Source organism: Sphingosinicella sp. (assembly GCF_041916975.1).
In the GTDB taxonomy this organism is placed as follows: Bacteria; Pseudomonadota; Alphaproteobacteria; order Sphingomonadales; family Sphingomonadaceae; genus Sphingosinicella.
This window is the reverse complement of sequence record NZ_JAYRYK010000001.1, coordinates 2,028,831-2,050,281: the sequence shown is the minus strand read 5'-3', so window position 1 is coordinate 2,050,281 and position 21,451 is coordinate 2,028,831. Positions and strand designations below refer to the sequence as shown.

Genomic DNA, 21,451 nt, shown 5'->3' with positions numbered 1-21,451 from the left:
TTCAGTTTGTTGTCGGCGGGAAAGCCGCTAGACCACGCAACATTGTTTCAGTGTCCGGGCTGCGGCTGGGGAGGCGCAGCTTTTCGTATCTGGGGGGAGTTCCCGAATGATCTTTGGCCGTGTCAAATCGCTCGACGCCATTTTGGCGACAGCACAGAAGAAGTCGCTGCACCGCTCGCTCGGCGCGCTTCAGCTGACGCTTCTGGGCGTCGGCGCCATCATCGGCACGGGTATTTTCGTGCTCACGTCGGAAGCCGCGCAGAAGGCCGGCCCCGGCATGATGCTCAGCTTCGTCATCGCCGGCGCGGTCTGCGTCGTCGCGGCGCTCTGCTACTCGGAAATCGCCTCGATGGTGCCCGTTTCAGGCTCCGCCTACACCTACACCTATGCCGTCATGGGGGAGCTTCTCGCCTGGATGGTCGGCTGGGCGCTGGTGCTTGAATATGCCGTCGCGGCCAGCGCCGTCTCGGTCGGCTGGTCGGGCTATTTCGTCGGGCAGATCAAAGGCTGGTTCGGTATCGATCTGCCGATTTCGCTCATTTCCGGCCCCTATGTGCCGGGCGGCATCATCAATCTCCCTGCTGTCGTCATCGCGCTGCTCATCACGGGCCTCCTGATGCTCGGCACGACCGAAAGCGCGCGCGTCAACGCCGTTCTCGTCGCGATCAAGGTCACCGCGCTCACCGCGTTCGTCGTGCTCGCGCTGCCGGTGATGCAGATGGATCACTTCGAACCGTTCGCCCCGCAGGGCTGGTACGGTTCGGGCGGTGCCGGCATCGTCGGCGCGGCAGCATCTATCTTCTTCGCCTATGTCGGCTTCGATGCGGTGTCGACCGCAGCCGAGGAAACCAAGAACCCGCAGCGCAACGTGCCGATCGGCCTCATCGGCTCGCTCGCGATCTGCACGGTCTTCTACATGCTCGTTGCAGCAGGCGCGATCGGCTCACCGCTCGGTTCGCAGCCGGTCACGTCGGCGCTCGGCGAGTGGCTGGCCCCCGGCTCGGCCGAACTCGGCGCGCGCTGCTCGACGCTGATGGCGGCGGGTCAGGAGCCCCTCGCCTGTTCGAAGGAGGCGCTCGCCCACGTGCTGCGCGAGATCGGCTATCTCAAGATCGGCAACCTCATCGGCCTTGCCGCCTTCCTTGCGCTGCCGTCGGTCATTCTCGTCATGCTGTTCGGCCAGACGCGCATCTTCTTCGTGATGTCGCGCGACGGCCTGCTGCCGGAGAAGCTTTCCACCATCCATCCGAAGTGGAAGACGCCGCACATCATCACGCTGATCACGGGTCTCGCCGTCACCTTCACGGCGGCGTTCCTGCCCGTGGGCAAGCTTGCAGACATCGCCAACGCCGGCACGCTGTTCGCGTTCATGATGGTGGCGATTGCGGTGATGCTGCTTCGGAAGCGCGATCCGAACCGCGTCCGTCCGTTCCGCACGCCGGCGCTGTGGCTCGTCGGTCCGCTCACGATCATCGGCTGCGTGGGGCTGTATTTCGCGCTGCCGTTCGATGCGAAGATCGTGCTGCCGCTCTGGGGCGGCATCGGGCTCGTGCTCTACTTCGCCTACGGCTACCGCAAGAGCCATGTCGGCCGCGGCATCATCGAAGTGCACGAAGCCGACGCCGATGTCCCGCCGCAGCCGGTGCCCCCGATGCCGGGCGCGCCGACGCCGGGCGGCAAGCAGGCCTGATACGGATCGGCCCGGTTCCACAAGAACCGGGCCGAACTGTTTTTAGCCCAGGCGTTTCTTGACGAGCGCGGCAAGGTCCGCTTCGGGGCGTGCGCCGATGTGGCTGATGATTTCCGCAGCCGCCACGGCGCCCATCACCGCGCAGTCGCCGAGCGCGCGGCCTTCCGAGAAGCCTGCAAGAAAGCCCCCCGCGAACAGGTCGCCCGCGCCCGTCGTATCGACAACGCGCGCGGCGGGTTCCGCCGGGATCGTGATGGCTTCGTCTTTCGTCAGCACCAGCGCGCCCTTCTCGGAGCGCGTGATCACGCTCACCTCGCACGCGCCGCGCTGCGCCGCCACCGCCGCGTCGAAGTCGTCCGTCTCGTAGAGGCTCTTCAGCTCGTTCTCGTTGGCGAACAGGATGTCGACGCCGCCGTGCGCGAGGCGCAGGAAGTCGGCGCGGTGCCGTTCCACGCAGAACACGTCCGAAAGCGTGAAGGACACGCGCCGCCCGTTCGCGTGCGCCACCTCACAGGCCTTCGCCATCGCCGCGCGCGGATCGGCGGCGTCCCACAAATAGCCTTCAAGGTAGGTGAGCGGGCTCGCCGCGATCAGCTCGTAGTCGACGTCCGTTTCGCTCAGCATCGCGCTCGTGCCGAGGAAGGTGTTCATCGTGCGCTGCGCGTCCGGCGTCACCAGGATCAGGCAGCGTCCCGTCGGCGTATCGTCCGCCGCGTAGGGGGTCGTGAAGTCCACGCCCGAGGCGCGAATGTCATGCGCGAACACCTCGCCGAGCTGGTCGCCCGAAACGCGCCCGATGAAGTTCACGCGTCTGCCGAGTGCTGCCATACCCACCGCGGCGTTGGAGCCCGAACCCCCGGAAACCTCGCGTCCGGGTCCCATGCGGCCATAGAGCCGCGTCGCCTCCGCCGTATCGATCAGATGCATCGAGCCTTTCTGGAGGCCGTTCTCCGCGAGGAAGGCATCGTCGGCGGACGCGATCACGTCGACAAGGGCATTGCCGATCACGACGATGTCGTAGGCGCTGGTCATCGGGCTGTTTCACCTGCGAAGAGGGGAGAAAGCCGAGCCCTAGCGGCGCATCTCGCGGTTCGCAACCTTCGGTGCTAGTATCGCGCCATGCTCGCCGAACTGCCGCGCGTCCTTGCCCAGCTTTCCGACCGGCGCTTCGTCGCCGTGTTCCTGAAATCGATCGCGCTCACGCTGCTGATCCTCGCGGGCGTCTGGTACGGTCTCGATCGCTGGCTCAGCGGCAGCAGCGCGCCGCCGCTGCCCGTGTGGATGCAGCGCTTCTGGGTGGATGCGGCGGATTGGGCGGCGCTGCCGATCGTCGTCATCGGCGGCTGGTTTCTGTTCCCCGGCATCGCCACCGGCGTCATGGGCCTGTTCCTCGACGATGTCGTCGATGCCGTCGAAGACCGCCATTACCCCCGCGCGATGGCGCATCGCCGCGTGCCCCTCGCCGAAGCGGGCCTTCTCGCGCTGGCCTCCGCACTGCGCGTCGTGCTGTGGAACCTCGCGCTCGCGCCTATCTATCTGCTGCTGCTGTTCACGGCGATCGGTCCACTGCTGCTCTTCACCGCCGTCAACGGCTGGCTGATGGGGCGCGATCTTCTGGAGATGGTTGCCATCCGCCACATGCCGCGCGCCGAGGCCGCGGCGCTGATCGTGTCAAACCGCGCGCTCCGTCTGCGGCTCGGCCTCACCGCTGCGCCCTTGTTCCTCGTCCCCGTCCTCAACCTGTTCGCGCCGATCATCGCCGCCGCGCTCGCCGCGCATGCGTTCCAGATCATCGGCAAGCGCTGAAAGGCCCCATTCCGCTGCCTCGCGCACGAGGTCGGAGGCGTCTTCCTGCAATCGCTCCAGAACAGGCACGGCACCTGCCGATCCGCTGTTGCCGAGCGCGATGGCGACGTTGCGCACGAAACGGTCGCGCCCCACGCGCTTCACCGGCGATCCCGCGAACACCTGCCGGAACCCGGCATCGTCGAGCGCGGCAAGCTCGGCAAGGCGCGGCGCGGTCAGCTCGGCGCGCGGCTGGAACGCGGCTTCGGCGGAGGCCTGCGCGAAGCTGTTCCACGGGCACACCGCAAGGCAATCGTCGCAGCCGTAGATGCGGTTGCCGATGGCCCGTCGGAACTCGTGCGGGATCGGACCTTTCAGCTCGATCGTGAGGTAGGAGATGCAGCGCCGCGCATCGAGGCTGTACGGCCCCGTGAACGCCGCCGTCGGGCACGCGCGCTGGCACGCGTCGCACGAACCGCAGCGGTCGGTGTGCGGCGCATCGGGCGTCAGGTCCAGCGTCGTGTAGATCGCGCCGAGGAACAGCCAGCTCCCATGTTCGCGGCTCACGAGGTTGGTGTGCTTGCCCTGCCAGCCGATCCCCGCGGCCTGGCCAAGCGGCTTTTCCATCACCGGCGCGGTGTCCACGAACACCTTCACCTCGCCCTCCCCCGCGGCTTCGAGCAGCCAGCGCGCGAGCGTCTTCAGCCGCGCCTTGATCGTGTCGTGATAATCCTGCCCCTGCGCGTAGACTGAAATGACGCCGATCTCGGGGTGCTCAGCATGGCGCAGCGGATCGAGCCCGGGCGCATAGCTCATGCCAAGCATGATGATCGACCGCACTTCGCCCCACAGCGCGCGCGGGCTTTCGCGGCGGTCCGCCTTTTCCGCCATCCACAGCATGTCGCCGTGGCGGCCGTCCGCGATCCACGCCTTCAGCCGCGCGCCGGCGGCCGGGGCGGCGTCGGCGGGTGCGATGCCGATTGCGGAAAACCCCAGCTCCGCCGCTTTCGCGTTCAAGTCCTTCAAGATTTTGTTCGTATCCACCCGCTATTCATAGCATCGTTGCGGTCACGCGTGTGAAGGATCGGGTTGTTGGATTACGCCATCGAAGCTGAAGCCCTGTCGAAATGCTTCGGCGACAAGCAGGCGGTCGCGGGCGTCGACCTTCGCGTGCCGACGGGCGCCATCTACGGTTTCCTCGGCCAGAACGGCGCGGGCAAGACGACGACGCTGCGCATGTTGCTCGGCATCCTCGAGCCTGACGGCGGCACACGCCGCCTGCTCGGATCGGAACGCCCGCTCTCGGTCGCCGCGCGCGTCGGCTATCTCCCCGAGGAGCGCGGTCTCTATCCGGCAATGACCGCGCGGGAAGCCATCGCCTACGTCGGCGCGCTGCGCGGCCTGAAGCTCGGCGACGCGCGCGTGCGGGCGGACGAACTGCTCGCCGCGCATGGCCTTGGCCATGAAGCGAACGCGCGCATCCGCACCTTCTCGAAAGGCATGGCACAGAAGGTGCAGCTCCTCGCCACCTTCGTGAACCGCCCCGATCTCATCGTGCTCGACGAGCCCTTCTCGGGCCTCGACCCCGTCAATCAGCAGGATCTCGAAAACATGATCCGCGCCGAGCGCGCACGCGGCGCGACCATCCTGTTTTCCACGCACGTGATGGCGCATGCCGAGCGTATGTGCGACGGCCTCGTCATCATTGCGCACGGGCGCACGCGCTTCTCGGGCAGCGTCGACGCGGCGCGGGCGCATCTGCCCTCGCGCGTCGTCCTTGTCACCGAACGTCCGCTCACCGAACTTCACGCGCTGCTGCCGCCGGGCAGCACGGTCGATATCCTGCCCCGGAGCGGGGCCGACACCGGCAACGCCTATCGCTTCCCCCTGCCGCCGGGCGGGATCGAGCCGCTGCTCGCCCGCCTCCTCGAAACGGGAAGCGGCATCCGCGACATGCACATCGAACGCCCGACGCTGCACGACGCCTTCGTGACCATCGTCGGCGAGGCGGATGCGCCCGCCGAAACGCGGGAGGCGGCATGATCCGCGCGACGTTCACCATCGCCCGCCGCGATATCATGGCGACGATCCTGTCGCGCGGTTTCCTCATCTGGCTGGCGATGCCGGTGATCGGCCTCGCCTTCGCGGTGTTCGCTTCGATCGTCGGCGGTCCGCGGGCGACGGCAACGGCGTCGCAGGCGGTCGCGGTGATCGATCCGGCCGGCGATTTCACGCCGTGGATGCAGGCCGTCGCGGCGCGCGAGCGGACGCGCACCGCCTACGAACGCCTGCGCGCCGGTCACAAGGATGCGGCCTTCGCGCGGCCCGCCGCGCTGCTCACCGATGCCGAACTCGATGCGCTGGCGAAGCGCGAGGATATCGGGGCGATTGCCGCGCTTGGCGCGCTGTCGTTCGCCGCGGTCAGCGCCGAGGCCGATCCGAAGGCGCAGGCGCACCGGCTGCTCTCGGGAAACACCCGCTTCGGCGCCGCGCTGGTCGTCGCGCCGGGCACGCTTGCGCTTTTCACCGGCGACAAGGCACCCGCCGCCGATCGCATCCGAACCCTCGCGGGCCTTGCATGGACCAAGCGCGCGCTCGCACAGGACGGTCTCGCCGCGCGCGTCGAAGCGGTTCGCGCTGCGCAGCCGGACGTTTCCGTCACCGTCCTCGATGAAGGCGCGCAGCCTGCCGGGCGCAAGGGCGGCGCGCCCGTCCTCGCCACGGGCGCCGCGACCGTGCTCTTCGCGCTGATTTCGCTGCTCGCGGGCGCGCTCCTCTCGAACATGGTCGAAGAAAAGTCGAACAAGATCATCGAGGTGCTGGTCGCCGCCGTACCGGTTCCGGCGATTTATGCCGGAAAGCTCATCGCCATGCTCGCCGTATCGCTGATCGGCGTCACCGTCTGGGGGCTGCTGTTCGGCGGTGGCTTCATGCTGGCGGCCGCGCAGCTTCCCGCCGGGCTCCTCCCCACGCCGCCGCGCGGCTGGCCGGAGCTGCTGGCGCTCGGCATCGCCTATTTCACCTGCGCCTATCTCATCTACGGCGCGATCTATCTCGGCGTCGGCAGCCTTTGTTCCACGATCCGCGAGGTGCAGACGCTCTCGATGCCCGTCACCATCCTGCAGATGGTGATCCTGATCTCCACGCTCGGCGCGCTCGCGAACCCCGGTGGGGCCTGGTTTCAGTTCGTGTCGTGGTTCCCGCTTTCGGCGCCCTACATGATGCTGGGTCGCGCCGCCGCCGATACGGGGCTCGGCATCCATCTCGCGTCGATCGCGTGGCAGCTCGCCTTCGCGGCGCTGGTGATCGCGCTTGCCGCGCGGCTGTTCCGCTACGGCGTACTGCGCTCAGGCCCGCCGCCGACGCTGCGTCAGCTGGCGGGCCTGAAACCGAGAGTGGCTTAACGCGGCGCCATGCGGATGCCGCCGTCGAGCCGCACATCCTCGCCGTTGAAATAGCCGATGGTGATCATCGCGAGCGCGAGCTTCGCATATTCTTCCGGCTCGCCGAGTCGCTTGGGGAACGGCACGGAGGCGGCGAGCGAGGCCTTCACATTGTCCGGCGCGGCCTGCAGCAGCGGCGTGTTGAAGATGCCGGGCAGGATGGTGTTGACGCGGATGCCCTCGCTCATCAGGTCGCGCGCGATGGGAAGCGTCATGCCGACAACGCCGCCCTTGGAGGCGGAATAGGCGGCCTGGCCGATCTGGCCATCTTCGGCGGCCACGGAAGCGGTGTTCACGATGGCGCCGCGCTCGCCGTCTTCCATCGGCTCCAGCGTCATCATGCCGGCGGCCGACTTCGCGATGCAGCGGAACGTGCCGATCAGGTTGATCTGGATGACCTTTTCGAAGGCGCCGAGCGGATAGTGCTTGATCTCGCCGCTCGCCTTGTCGCGGCTCGCGGTCTTCACGGCGCTGCCGACACCGGCGCAGTTGACGAGGATGCGTTCCTGCCCGTGCGCGGCGCGCGCCTTGGCGAAGCCCGCGTCGACCGAATCATCGCTCGTCACGTCGACGTTGCAGAAGATGCCGCCGATCTCGGCGGCCAGCGCCTCGCCCTTCTCGGCGCTCATGTCGAAGATGGCGACCTTCACGCCTTCCTTGGCCAGCGCGCGCGCCGTTGCGGCGCCGAGGCCGGAGGAGGCGCCCGTCACAACCGCTGCGGTTCCTGCAAGCTTCATTCCTGATCTCCCATGTTCAAAACTGTCTGTCGCGCGCCTTCCTAATCGAAGCGGCGGCAGGAGCAACCTCTTCACATGCGAAGGTCAGTCCAATGCCGGCGTGCTGGCCGGGCCCTTCCGGGCGAGCACGGCTTCGCGGTAGGCGAGGTAGATCGCGCTGCCGAGGATGAGCGCGCCGCCGATCAGCGTGATGCCGTCCACGGTTTCGCCGAAGAGCACGAAACCGATGGCGATCATGATGCCGAAACGCACGAAATCATAAGGCATCACGGCGGTCGCCTCGGCGATGGCGAAGGCGCGCACGGTCGCGATCTGGGCGATGAGCGTGCCCGCGCCGAGGCCGAGGATGTAAAGCCAGGCCACGCCCGACGGCGTTGTCCAGAACGCGAGCGCGACGAGGAAGGTGGGCAGCACAGGCAGTGCAAAGCTCCAGAACACGACCGACATTGGGCGGGCGATCCCCACCAGCCGTTTGACGGCGATGATCGAGAAGGCGACCGCGGCGGCCGCGACAACCGCGGAAAGGATGCCCGGCGTCAGCGGCTGTTCGCCGGGGCGCAGCACGACGAGCACGCCGGCGAAGCCCGTCAGCAGCGCGCCGACCCGCCGCGCCCGCAGCTTTTCTCCCAGAAACAACGCTGCACCAGCGGTCGCGAATATCGGTGCGGCGAAGTTGATCGCCTGCACGGTCGCCATCGGTGCGTTCGCCACGGCATAGAAGACGGTGAACATGCCGATCACGCCGCTTGTGGATCGTGCGGCATGGCTTTTCCACTGGCGCGGCGATGCCATGGAAGGATCGCGCAGCACGAGCGGCAGGATCAGCAGCAGTCCCGCGGCGTTTCGCCAGAAAACGAGCGCGAACGGGTGAATGGTCTCGCTTGCAAGCCGGATGAAGACCCACGCCGCGGAAAACCCCACGGAGGCAACGAGGATCCATGCCGCCCCTGCGAGCGGTCGGCTTGCGGCGGTGCTACTTGTAGAGGGCGTCAAGTCGCTCCCCGTACACCTGCTTCAGCACGTGGCGCCGGATCTTCATCGAGGGCGTCATCTGTTCGTTTTCCACGGTGAACGCCTCGTCGGCAACGATCACGCGCCGCACCTTCTCGATCACCGAAAGCTGCGCGTTCACGCGGTCTACCGCTGCGGCGATGGCGCGGTGAAATTCGGGAATGCCCTTCAGCATCGCGAGGTCACTGGAATGGCCGTGTGCTGCGGCCCATTCGCCCGACCATTCGGGGTCCGGCACCACGAGGCCCACGAGATGCGGGCGCTTGTCGCCATAAACCATGGCCTGCAGGATTTCGGGCTGCAGCGTCAGCATCCCCTCCACCCGCTGCGGCGCGACATTGTCGCCCTTGTCGTTGACGATGATATCCTTCTTGCGGTCGGTGATCACGATGTGGCCATCGGTGTCGATATGGCCGATGTCGCCGGTGTGCAGCCAGCCGTCCTTCAGCACGCGTTCGGTTTCCGCCGGGTTCTGCCAGTAGCCGTGCATCACGAGTTCGCCGCGCACGAGGATTTCGCCGTCCTCGGCGATGCGCACCTCTACGCCTTTCAGCGCGGGGCCGACGCTGTGCATCTTCAGCTTCGCGCGCGGGCGGTTGCAGGAAATCACAGGCGCGGCCTCGGTCTGTCCATAGCCCTGCAGCAGCGTCACGCCGAGCGCGGCGAAGAAGATGCCGACCTCGGGGTTCAGCGGCGCGCCGCCCGCCACCATCGCTTTCAGCCGTCCGCCGAGGCGGCCCTGCACCTTCTTGCGGATCGTGCGGTCGAGCAGCAGGTCGAGCGGCTTGTCGCTGAGCGGCAGCCGCCCCTTCTCGTAGCGTTTGCGGCCGAGCCGCAGCGCCTGCTCCAGCATCCATACCGCCGCGCCGCCCTGCTTTTCGATCGCTTTCGACATGCGCTGGCGCAGCACTTCGAACAGGCGCGGCACCACCACCATGAGCGTCGGGCGCGTCTCCTCGATGTTGGCGGCGAGCTTCTCGAGGCCTTCCGAATAATAGATCTGGGCGCCGAGTGCGATCGGCAGGAATTGCCCGCCGGTGTGTTCGTAGGCGTGGCTCAAAGGCAGGAACGACAGGAAGGTCTCGGTGCCCTTGGGGAAGTCGTTCCACAGCACGTCCTCGCAGCCCGCGAGGTTGCAGAGGATCGCGCCGTGGTGCTGGCAGACGCCGCGCGGCGCGCCGCCGGTGCCGCTCGTGTAGATGATGCAGGCCATATCGCCGCGCTGCATGGTGGCGCCTGCGCGCACGGCGGCGACATCGCCGGTATGCGCCGCCATCAGCTCCGCCCAGTCCAGCAGTTCAGCGCCACTCGCCTGCCCGATGCGCAGCTTCTCCATGCCGATCACCTGGCGGCAGTTGGTGGATCGGTAGACGGCGGGCAGCAGCACCTTCGCGAGCTTCGCGTTGGAAACGATCGCCGCCTTCGCCCCGCTGTTCTCCAGGATATGGAGATGGTCCCGCTCCGTATTGGTCGTATAGGTCGGCACCGTGATCGCGCCCGCCGCCATGATCGCAAGATCGGCGATGCACCACTCGGGCCGGTTCTCGCTCACCAGCACCACGCGGTCGCCCTTGCCGATGCCGCGCGCGTTCAGCGCCGTCGCCAGCGTCGCGACCTGCTGAGCCGCTTCGGCCCACGTCGTCGTCCGCCACGCGCCGTCCGCCTTGGCGTGCAGCATCGGGCGCTTGCCGCGCCGGCTCGCCTGATCGAAGAACATCTCGACGAGGTTGGGCCACGTCTCCGCTGTTTGCTCTGCGGTCTGCATCGGTTCGTCTCCTCCCCGGATCGGCTAGAGCCCGGCGACTGCGCCCTCACTGCGCGGGTCGGCGCCGCCGATCCATCCCCTTGATTTTCGTTGTACGCCATTCGCCTTCAGCGGCAGTGTTGCGGTGGTCGGCGCATGTCCCTTGGCGGTGAGTGCCGGGACCATCGCTTCCAGCCGCGATCCGGCCTCGATGGCAACGCGGTCGCCGGGCGCATAGACCTGCGGGAGGGCGATCGCGTCCTCCACATCCATCTCCCAGTCGAGCACGCCGACGAGCGCCTTCGCGACCTGCGCGATGATCGTCGATCCGCCCGCCGCACCGATCGCAAGCACGGGCTTGCCCGACGCGTCGTAGACGATGGTCGGCGACATCGAGCTGCGCGGCCGTTTGCCCGGCTGCACGCGGTTCGGCGCGGGCTTGCCGTCCACCTCGGGCAGCATCGAGAAGTCGGTGAGTTCGTTGTTGAGGAAGAAACCGTTCACCGTGAGCCCGCTGCCCCACACGCCCTCGATGGTGGAGGTGTAGCTCGCCACGTCGCCCTGCCGGTCGGCCGCTGCGAAGTGCGAGGTCGAAGGCACTTCTCCATCCGGCACGCGCGCCACGGCACCTGCGCCCGGCGGCGTTCCCGCCTCGACCTTCGCGGCGGCCTTCGCCGGGTCGATGAGTGCGCTGCGCCCCGAAAGATAGGCGGAGTCGACAAGGCCGGCCGTCGGCACGGAGACGAAATCGGGATCGCCGAGATAGGCCTCGCGGTCCGCGTAGGCGAGCCTCATGCTCTCCGCGATCAGGTGCCAGCTTTCCGGGCTGCCCGGACCAAGCGCCTTCAGGTCGAAGCGTTCGAGCTGCTTCAGGATGGCAAGCACGGTTGTGCCGCCCGAAGACGGCGGCGCCATGCCGCAGACGCGCCACGTGCGATAGGTGCCGCACACCGGATCGCGCCACACGGCCTTGTAGCCCGCAATGTCGCCCACCGTCATTGCCTGCGGATTCTTCGGCGCGCTCGCCACGGTGTTGACGAGCCGTGCCGCCTCGGCACCGCGATAGAAGGCATCGGGGCCTTCTGCCGCCAGCTTTTCGAGGAAGCGGGCGAGCATGGGGTTGCGGATCGTCTCGCCGGCCAGGCGCGGCGTGTCGTCGGCACGGAAGAAGGTCGCCTTTGCCCATTCGGTCATGCCCGCGTGCTGCGGGCGCGCCGCCAGCATCTCGTGCAGCCGCGGGCTCATCTCGAAGCCGTCCCGCGCCAGCCGGATCGCCGGTTCGAACAGCTTCGCCCAAGGCAGGCGGCCGAAGCGCGCGTGCACCATCGCCATCAGCCGGATGTTGCCGGGCACGCCGACGCTCTTGCCGCCGGGCACGGCCTCGCGGAACGGCATGGGCGTGCCGTCGGCATTCAGGAACATCGTGGGCGTTGCCGCCTTGGGCGCCGTTTCACGTCCGTCGATCGTGTAGAGCTTGTCGCTCTCGGCATCGTGGTAAAGCAGGAAGCCGCCGCCGCCTATGCCGGATGACTGCGGCTCCACCACGGTCAGCACCAGCATCGTGGCAAGCGCGGCGTCGGCCGCGCTGCCGCCGGCCGCCAGCATCTCCTTGCCTGCGTCCGCCGCAAGCGGGTGCGCCGCGGAAACGAGGCTGCTGTAAACGGGCGCGTCCTCGAACGCCGGCGGCGGCAAGGCCGCGGATGGCGCGGGCGTCTGTGTGGTACAGGCGGCGAGGCCGGAAAGGAACATGCCTGTCGCGGCGCGGACGGCTGGGTGCTTCAACATCGTGACGTCATAGGACGCCGATGCGCGTGCGGGCAAGGTTTCTAGGCGTCGGCGCCTACGGCCTGCGAAACGCGTTCGAAGCCGTCTGCCCGGAGGTGCGCGGCGATCCCCGTCTTGATCGCCCCGACGAGGCTGGGCCCCTGATAGACAAGCGCGGTGTAGAGCTGCACGAGGCTCGCGCCCGCGCGGATCTTCGCATAGGCGTCGTCGGCGCTTGCGATACCGCCGACACCGATCAGCGGCACAGCGCCCACGGTCGCCTGCCGGAAGGCGCGCAGCACCTCGGTCGAGCGCGCCATCAGCGGCCGTCCCGAAAGGCCGCCGGTTTCGGAAACATGCGGGCTTTTCAGCGTGTCCGGCCGCGCGATGGTGGTGTTCGAAACGACAAGGCCGTCCACGCCTGCCGCCACCACCGCGACCGCGATGTCGCCGATATCGGCGTCGGTAACGTCGGGCGCCACTTTCAGGAAGATCGGCGTCTTGCGATGGCCGCGCGCATCCATCACACGGCCCAGCAGTTCGGCAAGCTCGTCCTTCGATTGCAGCGTGCGCAGGCCCGGCGTGTTGGGAGAGCTGATGTTGACCGTGATATAGTCGACGAAGGGCGCGGCGTGCTCCACCGAAAGCGCATAGTCGGCAATGCGGTCGCGCGAGTCCTTGTTTGCGCCGACGTTGAGCCCGGTCACGCCGCGCGGCCCGCGGTGCCAGGCGCGCTCCTTGAACTTGTCGAGCGCCTGTTCGAGGCCGTTGTTGTTGAAGCCGAGCCGGTTGATCACGGCCTGGTCTTCGGCAAGGCGGAACATGCGCGGCTTCGGGTTGCCCGGCTGCGGCAGCGGCGTCACCGTCCCCGCCTCCACGAAGCCGAAGCCGAGCCGCAGCAGGGGGTTCAGCACCTCGGCGTTCTTGTCGAAGCCCGCGGCGATGCCCACCGGGTTCGAAAAGCGCAGTCCTGCGACCGTCGTCCGCAGGCTGGGCGGGTCGTCTGCGATGCGCGACGGCGGCATCGCGCCCAGCAACCGCAACGTCAGGCGGTGCGCGCGTTCGGCATCGAGCTTGAAGAGGACGGGGCGGACCAGCCCGTAAGGGATCTGCATATGCTGCAAGCCTTAGCGCAGGGAGCGCCCGGTGGTCAAAAGGAAGCACGAACGGCACGGCGCAAATTCGCGACTCGGCGCTCACCGCAAACCGCGCCCTTCGCGGAACTGCAGCCTGCGGCCATAAACCTCTGGATCGAAAGACAAAGCCGGCCCGATGTCGGATTCGTACAATCCACGGCTGGGGGCACCCGCTAGGGTCCGCCTCGCGACTCAGGGGACGTCCTTTCTTCCGGTAACCAGCAGGCCGGAATGAACACGACCCTCACTTTCCGGCCCGGACGTTTCAATGCGTCCGGGCCTTCTTTTTTCGCCCTCGCGACGTTTTTGCGAATCGCTCACAGCATTTTGACGGGGCTTTGACGGGGCCGCCCTAAACGCAGCCCTGCGACCCAAGGGTTCGTCTCCTATGCCATCAAGGCATTCACGACCCCGACTGACAGGGGGGTCCGTTCCAACCCGGACCCCCCGCTTTTTTTGTCAGCGGCGAACTGCGACTCGCCGGGCGCCGCAAGCTTTGGTATCTGAGCCGAAACTTTCGGCTCAGGCAGGGTGCACGAAAGGCCGGTCGCAGTCCCATGTTCTCGATGCGTTACCACTCGCCCGCGCCGCCGCTTCGGCGGCAGATTTCGAGCTATTACGTCGTCGAGATCGGCCCGGGACGCATCACCGATGTGATGCGGGCAGAGCTTCCCAATGTGCGCTTCCTGATTCGCGGCGCTTCCGATCTCACCTGGCCCGATGGCAGCGTGCGGCGCGGCCTCGGCGCCAGCCTGTTCGGCCCGCGCTGCCTGCCGCTCGGCATGGTGCTCGAAGGCCCGGCGCTGGTGTTCGGCGCGGGGATCATGTCCGATGGCTGGCTGCGCTTTTTCGGCGTCGATTCCGACGAGATGGCCGATGCGATGCTGCCTTTGGAGGACGTCGCGGGAAGCGCGGCGCGTTCGGCGCTGTGCCGGATGCAGAACGGCGTCACTGACCAGGATCTCGTTGCGGCGGCGGACGCTTTTTTCCTGTCGATGGCACGGCGACAGGCCGTGCGGCAGGATGTCGGCTTCGGAATGCTGGTGGAAGATTGGCTGGTGCGCGGCAGCCCCGGCGGTGTCGACGCGCTGGTCGGGCTGGCGGACCGCTCGGCGCGGCAGGTGGAACGCCTGTGCCGCCGCACCTATGGTGCGCCGCCCAAGCTCTTGATGCGCAAATATCGCGCGCTGCGCGCAGCGGTCCAGATCAGCGTCGATCCTGATGCGCGCTGGTTCGATGTCGCGGGCGAGGACTTCTACGATCAGTCGCACTTCATCCGCGAGTTCCGCACGTTCGTGGGCATGACACCCACGCAGTTCGCGGCGAACGGGGCTGCGGTGATGAGTCACAGCATTCGCCTGCGCCGCCAGCTTCCGACGCTTCCCAGGCTCTCGCTCGTCAGCTAGAGGCACCTCGCCGCTTGACTCGGGCGCGGCGCGCCCCACATAAGCCGGACCGAATTCGTCTGATTTAGCGCCGGAGCGTCCGTGATCCGCCTGACCAACCTTGCCGACTATGCGGTCGTCGTGATGACGGCGGCGGCGCGCGCGCCCGATCGTCGCTTTTCCGCCGCCGAGCTTGCCGCCGAAACCGGCGTGCCCGCGCCCACGGCGGCAAAGCTCACCGGCATCCTCGCGCGCGCGGGTCTGCTCGACTCGGCGCGCGGCGTCACCGGCGGCGTCCAGCTCGGGCGCGGCGCAGCAGAGATCAGCATTGCGGACATCGTCGAGGCGGTGGACGGCCCCATCGCCATCGCCCAGTGCCTGCATGACAAATCGTCGGACTGCGCGCTCGAATCGAGCTGCGCGGTGCGCCCGCACTGGTCGCTCATCAATGTACGCGTGCGCGAGGCGCTCAGCGACGTGAGCCTCGCCGCCATCGTTGCCGCCGAACGCGCGAACCAGCGCATCGGGGAGCCCGCCTAATGGTCGCGAACGAACAGGCATTGGCGCTCGCCAAGGAGCAGTCGAAGTACAAGTGGGGCTTCACCTCCGACATCGAATCCGATTTCGCGCCCAAGGGTCTCGACGAGGATACCGTTCGTTTCATTTCGGCGAAGAAGGCCGAGCCCGAATGGATGCTCGAATGGCGCCTCAAGGCGTTCCGCCTGTGGCAGGGCATGGAAAGCCCGGACTGGGCGAAGCTGTCGATTCCGCCGATCGATTATCAGGACGCTTATTACTACGCCGCGCCGCGCAAGAAGCCGACGCTGAAGTCGCTCGATGAACTCGACCCCGAGATCCTGCGCACGTACGAGAAGCTCGGCATTCCGATCGAGGAGCAGAAGGTGCTCGCGGGCGTCGAAGGCGCGCGCAAGGTCGCGGTCGATGCGGTGTTCGACAGCGTCTCCGTCGCCACCACCTTCCGCGAGGAATTGAAGCGCGCCGGCGTCATCTTCCTGTCGATCAGCGAGGCGATCCGCGAATATCCCGAGCTTGTGAAGAAATACCTCGGCGCGGTCGTCCCCGTGCGCGACAATTTCTTCGCCTGCCTCAACAGCGCGGTCTTCTCGGACGGCACCTTCGTCTACGTCCCCGAAGGCGTCCGCTGCCCGATGGAACTGTCGACTTATTTCCGCATCAACGCGGAAAACACCGGCCAGTTCGAGCGCACGCTGATCATCGCCGACAAGGGCGCCTACGTCTCCTACCTCGAAGGCTGCACCGCGCCGCAGCGCGACGAGAACCAGCTCCACGCCGCCGTCGTCGAGCTGGTCGCGCTCGAAGACGCGGAGATCAAGTACTCGACCGTCCAGAACTGGTATCCGGGCGACGAGAACGGCAAGGGCGGCATCTACAACTTCGTCACCAAGCGCGCGCACTGCCGGGGTGATCGCTCCAAGGTGTCGTGGACGCAGGTCGAAACCGGCTCGGCGATCACCTGGAAATATCCGTCCTGCGTACTCTCGGGGAAGGACAGCGTCGGCGAGTTCTATTCGGTCGCGCTCACCAACAATATGCAGCAGGCCGATACCGGCACGAAGATGATCCATCTGGGCGCGGGCTCGCGCTCCACGATCATCTCGAAGGGCATCTCGGCGGGTCGTTCGAACAACACCTACCGCGGCCTCGTCCGCGTCGGCCCCTCGGCTGAAGGCGTGCGCAATTTCACGCAGTGCGACAGCCTGCTGCTCGGCTCCGAATGCGGCGCCCACACCGTGCCCTACATCGAGGTGAAGAACCCCTCGGCGCAGATCGAGCACGAAGCGACGACGAGCAAGATCAGCGACGACCAGCTCTTCTACGCCCAGTCCCGCGGCCTCGACCGCGAAGCCGCCGTGGCGCTCATCGTCAACGGTTTCGCCAAGGAGGTGCTCCAGCAGCTCCCGATGGAATTCGCCGTGGAGGCACAGAAGCTCCTCGGTATCAGTCTGGAAGGGAGCGTCGGCTGATGGCCATGCTTAGAATCGAAAACCTCCACGCCAACGTCGGCGACAAGGAAATCCTCAAGGGCCTGACGCTCGAAGTCGGTGCCGGCGAGGTTCATGCCATTATGGGCCCGAACGGCTCGGGCAAGTCGACGCTCGGCTACGTGCTCGCGGGGCGCGAGGGCTATGAGGCGACTTCGGGCTCGGTGACGTTCGACGGCAAGGACCTCCTTGCCCTCGAACCGCACGAGCGCGCTGCCGCCGGTTTCTTCCTCGGGCTGCAATATCCGGTCGAAATCCCCGGCGTTTCCAATCTCAGTTTCCTGCGCACCGCGCTCAACGCCCAGCGCAAGCTGCGCGGCGAGCCGGACATCTCGGCCGCCGATTTCATGCGTCTCGCACGTACCGAGGCGGATGCCTTCGATCTCACCATGGATCACATGAAGCGCGGCGTGAACGTCGGCTTCTCGGGCGGCGAGAAGAAGCGCAACGAGATGGTGCAGATGGCGCTGCTCGCCCCGAAGTTCGCGGTGCTCGACGAGACCGATTCCGGCCTCGACATCGATGCGCTGAAAACCGTGGCCAGCGGCATCAACCGGCTGCGTTCGCCGGAGCGCGGCTTCCTGCTCATCACGCACTATCAGCGCCTGCTCGACTATGTGAAGCCGGACAAGGTGCACGTCCTTTCCGGCGGCCGCATCGTGCGCTCCGGAGGCCCGGAACTCGCGCATGAACTCGAGCGCGAAGGCTATGGAGAGCTGGCGGCGTGAACGCGCGCGCGCTCCCCACCCGCCGTGACGAGGCGTGGCGTTACAGCGATCTCGACGCGCTTGCCGAGGTGTGGCCGTCGGGCGTGGTTTCGGAAACCATCGTGGTGCCCGCCGGGGAACGCCTTGCGCGCACAATCGTCGCCGATGCCGCGCAGCCGGTTTCGGTGCGCGATATCGCCGTCACCCTTGCGGACGGCGCGCGGCTCGATCTGCATATGCTGAATCTCGGTGGCCGCTACGGCCGCATTGCCCTTGATGTGACGCTGGGCGACGGCGCGCATTTCGAACTCGGCGCAGCGCAGGTCGCGGGCGGCAAGACGACGCTGGAGATCGTCACGCGCGTACGCCACGCAGCGCCGAACGCCACCAGCCGCCAGACCGTGCGCACGGTTCTCGCGCAGCAGGCCACCGGCACCTATCTCGGGCAGATCGTCGTCGATCGCGGCGCGCAGAAGACGGATGCCGAGCAGTCGGTAAAGGCAATGCTGCTCGATCGCACCGCCACGGCGAACGCCAAGCCGGAGCTTGAGATCTACGCGGACGACGTGAAGTGCGCGCACGGCGCGACGGTCGGCGAACTCGACGCGACGCAGTATTTCTATCTGACAAGCCGCGGCCTGCCGCCATCCGAAGCGAAGCGGCTGCTGCTGCAGGCGTTCCTCGCCGATGCCTATGCGGACATGGAAGATGCCGAGGCGCGCGAGGGGCTGGAAGCGGCGGCGCTTGCGGCGCTGGAGCAGCTCGCATGAACGCGCTCACGCCCATCACCGTCTCGCGCCGCGCAGATTTCCCCGGTGTCGTCGACTGGGCCTATCTCGATTCCGCCGCGACCGCGCAGAAACCGCAGATCGTGATCGACGCCATCGCCGCCGCCTACGGCCCCGAGTACGCCACCGTGCACCGCGGCGTTTATGCGCGCTCGGCAACGATGACGGAGCGTTTCGAGGCCGCGCGAAACACCGCCGCGCGCTTCATCAATGCCGCGAGCCCGAGCGAGATCGTTTTCGTGCGCGGCGCGACGGAAGCCATCAACCTCGTCGCGCAGACGTGGGGCATGAACCTCAAGGCGGGTGACCGCATCCTGCTCTCGCGGCTGGAGCATCATTCGAACATCGTGCCGTGGCAATTGCTGCGGGACCGCACCGGCATAGAGATCGACGTCGCGCCGCTCACCGCCGACCACCGCATCGATGAAGATGCGCTGGAAGCGATGCTCACCCCCGCGCACAAGCTCGTCGCCGTCGCGCATGTCTCGAATGTGCTCGGCTCGGTGGCCGACATCGCCCGCATCGCCCGCGCCGCGCACGCTGTGGGTGCGAAGCTGCTCGTCGATGGTTGCCAGGCGGTGCCGCGCATGGGTGTGGACGTGCAGGCGCTCGGCGCGGATTTCTACGCCTTCTCGGGTCACAAGCTTTACGGTCCCACCGGCATCGGCGTGCTGTGGACGCACGGGGATATCCTCTCCGCGATGCCGCCGTGGCAGGGTGGCGGCTCGATGATCGAAACGGTGACGTTCGAGAAAACCACCTACGCGCCCGCGCCGACACGCTTCGAAGCCGGCACGCCGCACATCGTCGGTGCCGTGGGCCTCGCCGCCGCCATGGATTATGTCTCGGCGATCGGTTTGGACACCATCGACGCGCACGAACGGCACCTCGCGGCTCTCGCACGCGCCGAACTGCGCAAGGTCAACTCGCTGCGCCTGTTCGGGCCCGAAGATTCGAGCGGCATCGTCAGCTTCGCGATGGAGGGGGTTCATCCCCACGACATCGGCACCATATTGGACGAAGAAGGCGTCGCCATCCGCGCCGGGCACCACTGCGCCCAGCCCTTGATGGAAACGCTCGGCGTGCCGGCGACGGCACGCGCCAGCTTCGGCGTCTACAGCGATGAAAGCGATGTCGAGCGGCTGCTTCGCGGTATCGCGCGGGTGAAGAGGATTTTCGGATGAGCGAGGATACGCGGCCCTACACCGTCGAAAGCGTCGACGCCGCGCCGCCGGCGCCGGAGCGGCCGGTGCTTCAGGAAGCGCGGCGCAAGGCCGATTATCTCGAAGGCTTTCTCAGCCAGAAGCCCGCCGCGCCCGATCCCGGCAGCCCGGGCGGCGAGGTCTACGATCAGGTCATCCAGGCGCTGCGCGAGATCTACGATCCCGAGATTCCGGTGAACATCTACGATCTCGGGCTCATCTACGGCGTCGATATCGCCGATGATCACGTCGTCGTCACCATGACGCTGACGACGCCGCATTGCCCGGTCGCCGAATCGATGCCCGCCGAAGTCGAAATCCGCGTCGGCAGCGTGCCGGGCGTCGGCTCGGCGGAGGTCAACCTCGTCTGGGATCCGCCGTGGGACCCGCAGAAGATGTCCGACGAGGCGAAGCTGGAGCTTGGAATGCTATGAGCACGATCGTTCGAGAACGCCCGGCGCCGATCGCGCTCACCGAGAACGCCCACGCGCGCATCGCCGCGATGATGGCGCGCGCGCCCGAAGGCACGCTCGGCGTGCGCCTGTCGACGCCCCGGCGCGGCTGCTCGGGCCTTGCCTACAGCATCGACTATGTCACCGATGCGAAGCCGGGCGACGAGCGCATCGAAACGCCGGGCGGCACGCTCTTCGTCGACGGCGGCTCGCTGCTTTACCTGATCGGCAGCCGCATGGACTGGAAGGAAGACGATTTCGCCGCCGGCTTCGTCTTCGAAAATCCGAACGCCAAGGGCAGTTGCGGCTGCGGCGAGAGCTTCACCGTCTGAGGCTTTCCGGCTAGCAAGGCGGGATGAAAACGCTTCGTCTCGCGCTCGCCGCCGCCCTTCTCGCCTCTTCTGCCCAAGCCCAGCCGCTGCCATCGGCAGTGCCCGCGCCCATCGTCGATGGTCATAACGACCTGCCGTGGGCGCTCCGCCAGCTGAACGGCAGCCGCACAAGCGATTTCGATTTCCGCAACCTGCCGGAGCGGCTGCGCGGCAAGATCGTCACCGATTTCACGATGCTGAAGACGGGCGGCGTCGGCGGCCAGTTCTGGTCGGTCTACGTTCCTGCCGATACCGAAGGCCCGGAGGCCGTTCGCCTGACGCTCGAGCAGATCGACATCATGCAGCGCCTCATTGATGCCAACCCGTCGATGCTCACCAAGGCCGCCACGGTCGCCGACTTCGAACGCGCGATGAAGGCGGGCAGGATCGCCTCGGTGTTCGGTGTGGAGGGCGGCCATTCGATCGGCAATTCGCTTGGCGTGCTGCGCCAGCTCCACGCGCTCGGCGCGCGCTACATGACGCTGACGCACGGCAAGACGACGGCATGGGCGGACAGCGCCACCGATGCGCCCAGGCACAACGGCCTCGCACCCTTCGGCAAGGAGGTGGTGCGCGAGATGAACCGCCTCGGGATGCTCGTCGATCTCAGCCACGTGACGCCGAAGGTGATGCATGACGCCCTCGATGTAAGCGTGGCGCCGGTGATCTTCAGCCATTCGTCGGCGAAAGCCGTGCAGAACCGCCCGCGCAACGTGCCGGACGACGTGCTCATCCGTCTCAAGGACAATGGCGGCGTCATCATGGTCTTTTTCGCCCAGGATGCGGTGACGGAAACCGTGGCGGCATGGCATCGCGAGCTGGCGGCGCAGAAGGCTCGGCTCGGCTATGATCACCCGGATCGGCCGGACCTTGTCGAGAAAGGCCTCGCGGACTGGCAGGCGGCAAATCCGCAACCTCATGCGAACGTTGCGCAGGTGGCCGACCATATCGATCATATCCGCAAGGTGGCGGGGATCGACGTCATCGGCATCGGTTCTGATTTCGATGGGCTGCCGAGCTATCCGGACGGGCTCGGCACGGTCGCCGATTACCCTGCGCTGTTCGCGGAGCTTGCGAAGCGCGGCTATTCAAAGGCCGATCTCGCGAAGATCGCCAGCGGCAACATCCTGCGCGCGATGCGGCAGGCGGAAAAAGTCTCGGCCCGGCTCAAGGCTGAGCGAGGGCCGAGCGAGGTCAGGTTCGCGGGCTAAA

19 protein-coding genes and 1 pseudogene are annotated in these 21,451 nt (G+C 67.1%); 13 read left to right on the top strand and 7 right to left on the bottom strand.

Translation table 11 applies throughout. The annotated features are described in order from the left end of the window. Positions 1 to 106 precede the first annotated feature (106 nt). A complete protein-coding gene (locus ACE3TJ_RS09675; RefSeq protein WP_374595893.1) occupies positions 107 to 1,690 on the top strand; it encodes an amino acid permease in 1,584 nt (527 codons plus the stop codon). Between the two features lie 42 nt (positions 1,691 to 1,732). On the opposite strand, the gene ACE3TJ_RS09670 is transcribed toward ACE3TJ_RS09675, so the two are convergent. After that, positions 1,733 to 2,722, bottom strand: coding sequence for an adenosine kinase (locus ACE3TJ_RS09670; RefSeq protein WP_374595892.1), 990 nt, complete (start codon positions 2,720 to 2,722; stop codon positions 1,733 to 1,735). Between the two features lie 87 nt (positions 2,723 to 2,809). Between ACE3TJ_RS09670 and ACE3TJ_RS09665 the strand changes: the two are divergent. After that, positions 2,810 to 3,382 (top strand): annotated as a pseudogene (locus ACE3TJ_RS09665) (EI24 domain-containing protein); the annotation flags it as partial. On the opposite strand, the gene queG reads toward ACE3TJ_RS09665, so the two are convergent. Next, positions 3,362 to 4,504: a tRNA epoxyqueuosine(34) reductase QueG gene (queG, locus tag ACE3TJ_RS09660; RefSeq protein WP_374599380.1), complete on the bottom strand. Its 1,143-nt coding sequence runs from the start codon at positions 4,502 to 4,504 to the stop codon at positions 3,362 to 3,364. The pseudogene ACE3TJ_RS09665 and the gene queG sit on opposite strands and share 21 nt — an antisense overlap. A 60-nt stretch (positions 4,505 to 4,564) precedes the next feature. Between queG and ACE3TJ_RS09655 the strand changes: the two genes are divergently transcribed. Beyond that, positions 4,565 to 5,518, top strand: coding sequence for an ABC transporter ATP-binding protein (locus ACE3TJ_RS09655; protein WP_374595891.1), 954 nt, complete (start codon positions 4,565 to 4,567; stop codon positions 5,516 to 5,518). After that, on the top strand, positions 5,515 to 6,879 hold the full coding sequence (locus ACE3TJ_RS09650) for an ABC transporter permease (protein ID WP_374595890.1): 1,365 nt from the start codon (positions 5,515 to 5,517) through the stop codon (positions 6,877 to 6,879). Before ACE3TJ_RS09655 ends, ACE3TJ_RS09650 begins: the two co-directional genes overlap by 4 nt. On the opposite strand, the gene ACE3TJ_RS09645 is transcribed toward ACE3TJ_RS09650, so the two are convergent. From ACE3TJ_RS09645 to ACE3TJ_RS09625, 5 genes are all read right to left on the bottom strand, one after another. Further along, a complete protein-coding gene (locus tag ACE3TJ_RS09645) occupies positions 6,876 to 7,655 on the bottom strand; it encodes an SDR family NAD(P)-dependent oxidoreductase (protein ID WP_374595889.1) in 780 nt (259 codons plus the stop codon). The genes ACE3TJ_RS09650 and ACE3TJ_RS09645 overlap by 4 nt on opposite strands. Before the next feature lie 84 nt (positions 7,656 to 7,739). Continuing rightward, the gene (locus tag ACE3TJ_RS09640; RefSeq protein ID WP_374595888.1) at positions 7,740 to 8,648 is read right to left on the bottom strand and encodes a DMT family transporter; all 909 of its coding nucleotides are present in this window, start codon (positions 8,646 to 8,648) and stop codon (positions 7,740 to 7,742) included. After that, a complete protein-coding gene (locus tag ACE3TJ_RS09635; protein ID WP_374595887.1) occupies positions 8,629 to 10,431 on the bottom strand; it encodes a long-chain fatty acid--CoA ligase in 1,803 nt (600 codons plus the stop codon). The genes ACE3TJ_RS09640 and ACE3TJ_RS09635 overlap by 20 nt, the downstream gene beginning before the upstream one ends. A gap of 24 nt (positions 10,432 to 10,455) precedes the next feature. Continuing rightward, on the bottom strand, positions 10,456 to 12,195 hold the full coding sequence (gene ggt, locus ACE3TJ_RS09630; protein ID WP_374595886.1) for a gamma-glutamyltransferase: 1,740 nt from the start codon (positions 12,193 to 12,195) through the stop codon (positions 10,456 to 10,458). A gap of 41 nt (positions 12,196 to 12,236) precedes the next feature. Then, entirely contained in the window at positions 12,237 to 13,289 is a 1,053-nt protein-coding gene (locus tag ACE3TJ_RS09625; protein WP_374595885.1) for a quinone-dependent dihydroorotate dehydrogenase, read from the bottom strand. Between the two features lie 578 nt (positions 13,290 to 13,867). Between ACE3TJ_RS09625 and ACE3TJ_RS09620 the strand changes: the two genes are divergently transcribed. From ACE3TJ_RS09620 to ACE3TJ_RS09580, 9 genes are all read left to right on the top strand, one after another. After that, positions 13,868 to 14,716 (top strand): helix-turn-helix domain-containing protein, encoded by an 849-nt coding sequence (locus tag ACE3TJ_RS09620; protein WP_374595884.1) that lies wholly within the window; start codon positions 13,868 to 13,870, stop codon positions 14,714 to 14,716. Between the two features lie 81 nt (positions 14,717 to 14,797). Next, entirely contained in the window at positions 14,798 to 15,235 is a 438-nt protein-coding gene (locus ACE3TJ_RS09615; RefSeq protein ID WP_374595883.1) for an SUF system Fe-S cluster assembly regulator, read from the top strand. Beyond that, entirely contained in the window at positions 15,235 to 16,701 is a 1,467-nt protein-coding gene (gene sufB / locus ACE3TJ_RS09610; RefSeq protein WP_374595882.1) for a Fe-S cluster assembly protein SufB, read from the top strand. Before ACE3TJ_RS09615 ends, sufB begins: the two co-directional genes overlap by 1 nt. Positions 16,702 to 16,706: 5 nt before the next feature. Further along, positions 16,707 to 17,447, top strand: coding sequence for a Fe-S cluster assembly ATPase SufC (gene sufC / locus ACE3TJ_RS09605; protein WP_374599378.1), 741 nt, complete (start codon positions 16,707 to 16,709; stop codon positions 17,445 to 17,447). Further along, positions 17,444 to 18,196, top strand: a complete 753-nt coding sequence (locus tag ACE3TJ_RS09600; RefSeq protein ID WP_374595881.1) for a SufD family Fe-S cluster assembly protein — start codon at positions 17,444 to 17,446, stop codon at positions 18,194 to 18,196. The genes sufC and ACE3TJ_RS09600 overlap by 4 nt, the downstream gene beginning before the upstream one ends. Beyond that, a complete protein-coding gene (locus ACE3TJ_RS09595) occupies positions 18,193 to 19,398 on the top strand; it encodes a cysteine desulfurase (RefSeq protein WP_374595880.1) in 1,206 nt (401 codons plus the stop codon). The genes ACE3TJ_RS09600 and ACE3TJ_RS09595 overlap by 4 nt, the downstream gene beginning before the upstream one ends. Continuing rightward, positions 19,395 to 19,850 (top strand): SUF system Fe-S cluster assembly protein, encoded by a 456-nt coding sequence (locus tag ACE3TJ_RS09590; protein WP_374595879.1) that lies wholly within the window; start codon positions 19,395 to 19,397, stop codon positions 19,848 to 19,850. The genes ACE3TJ_RS09595 and ACE3TJ_RS09590 overlap by 4 nt, the downstream gene beginning before the upstream one ends. After that, on the top strand, positions 19,847 to 20,200 hold the full coding sequence (locus ACE3TJ_RS09585) for a HesB/IscA family protein (RefSeq protein ID WP_374595878.1): 354 nt from the start codon (positions 19,847 to 19,849) through the stop codon (positions 20,198 to 20,200). Before ACE3TJ_RS09590 ends, ACE3TJ_RS09585 begins: the two co-directional genes overlap by 4 nt. Before the next feature lie 23 nt (positions 20,201 to 20,223). Then, a complete protein-coding gene (locus tag ACE3TJ_RS09580; RefSeq protein WP_374595877.1) occupies positions 20,224 to 21,450 on the top strand; it encodes a dipeptidase in 1,227 nt (408 codons plus the stop codon). Position 21,451 lies beyond the last annotated feature (1 nt).

Coding starts and splice junctions, on each gene's coding strand:
- ACE3TJ_RS09675 (WP_374595893.1), top strand. CDS start 107: ATGATCTTTGGCCGTGTCAAATCGCTCGACGCCATTTTGGCGACAGCA.
- ACE3TJ_RS09670 (WP_374595892.1), bottom strand. CDS start 2,722: ATGACCAGCGCCTACGACATCGTCGTGATCGGCAATGCCCTTGTCGAC.
- ACE3TJ_RS09650 (WP_374595890.1), top strand. CDS start 5,515: ATGATCCGCGCGACGTTCACCATCGCCCGCCGCGATATCATGGCGACG.
- ACE3TJ_RS09645 (WP_374595889.1), bottom strand. CDS start 7,655: ATGAAGCTTGCAGGAACCGCAGCGGTTGTGACGGGCGCCTCCTCCGGC.
- ACE3TJ_RS09635 (WP_374595887.1), bottom strand. CDS start 10,431: ATGCAGACCGCAGAGCAAACAGCGGAGACGTGGCCCAACCTCGTCGAG.
- ggt (WP_374595886.1), bottom strand. CDS start 12,195: ATGTTGAAGCACCCAGCCGTCCGCGCCGCGACAGGCATGTTCCTTTCC.
- ACE3TJ_RS09625 (WP_374595885.1), bottom strand. CDS start 13,289: ATGCAGATCCCTTACGGGCTGGTCCGCCCCGTCCTCTTCAAGCTCGAT.
- ACE3TJ_RS09620 (WP_374595884.1), top strand. CDS start 13,868: ATGTTCTCGATGCGTTACCACTCGCCCGCGCCGCCGCTTCGGCGGCAG.
- sufB (WP_374595882.1), top strand. CDS start 15,235: ATGGTCGCGAACGAACAGGCATTGGCGCTCGCCAAGGAGCAGTCGAAG.
- sufC (WP_374599378.1), top strand. CDS start 16,707: ATGCTTAGAATCGAAAACCTCCACGCCAACGTCGGCGACAAGGAAATC.
- ACE3TJ_RS09595 (WP_374595880.1), top strand. CDS start 18,193: ATGAACGCGCTCACGCCCATCACCGTCTCGCGCCGCGCAGATTTCCCC.
- ACE3TJ_RS09590 (WP_374595879.1), top strand. CDS start 19,395: ATGAGCGAGGATACGCGGCCCTACACCGTCGAAAGCGTCGACGCCGCG.
- ACE3TJ_RS09585 (WP_374595878.1), top strand. CDS start 19,847: ATGAGCACGATCGTTCGAGAACGCCCGGCGCCGATCGCGCTCACCGAG.
- ACE3TJ_RS09580 (WP_374595877.1), top strand. CDS start 20,224: ATGAAAACGCTTCGTCTCGCGCTCGCCGCCGCCCTTCTCGCCTCTTCT.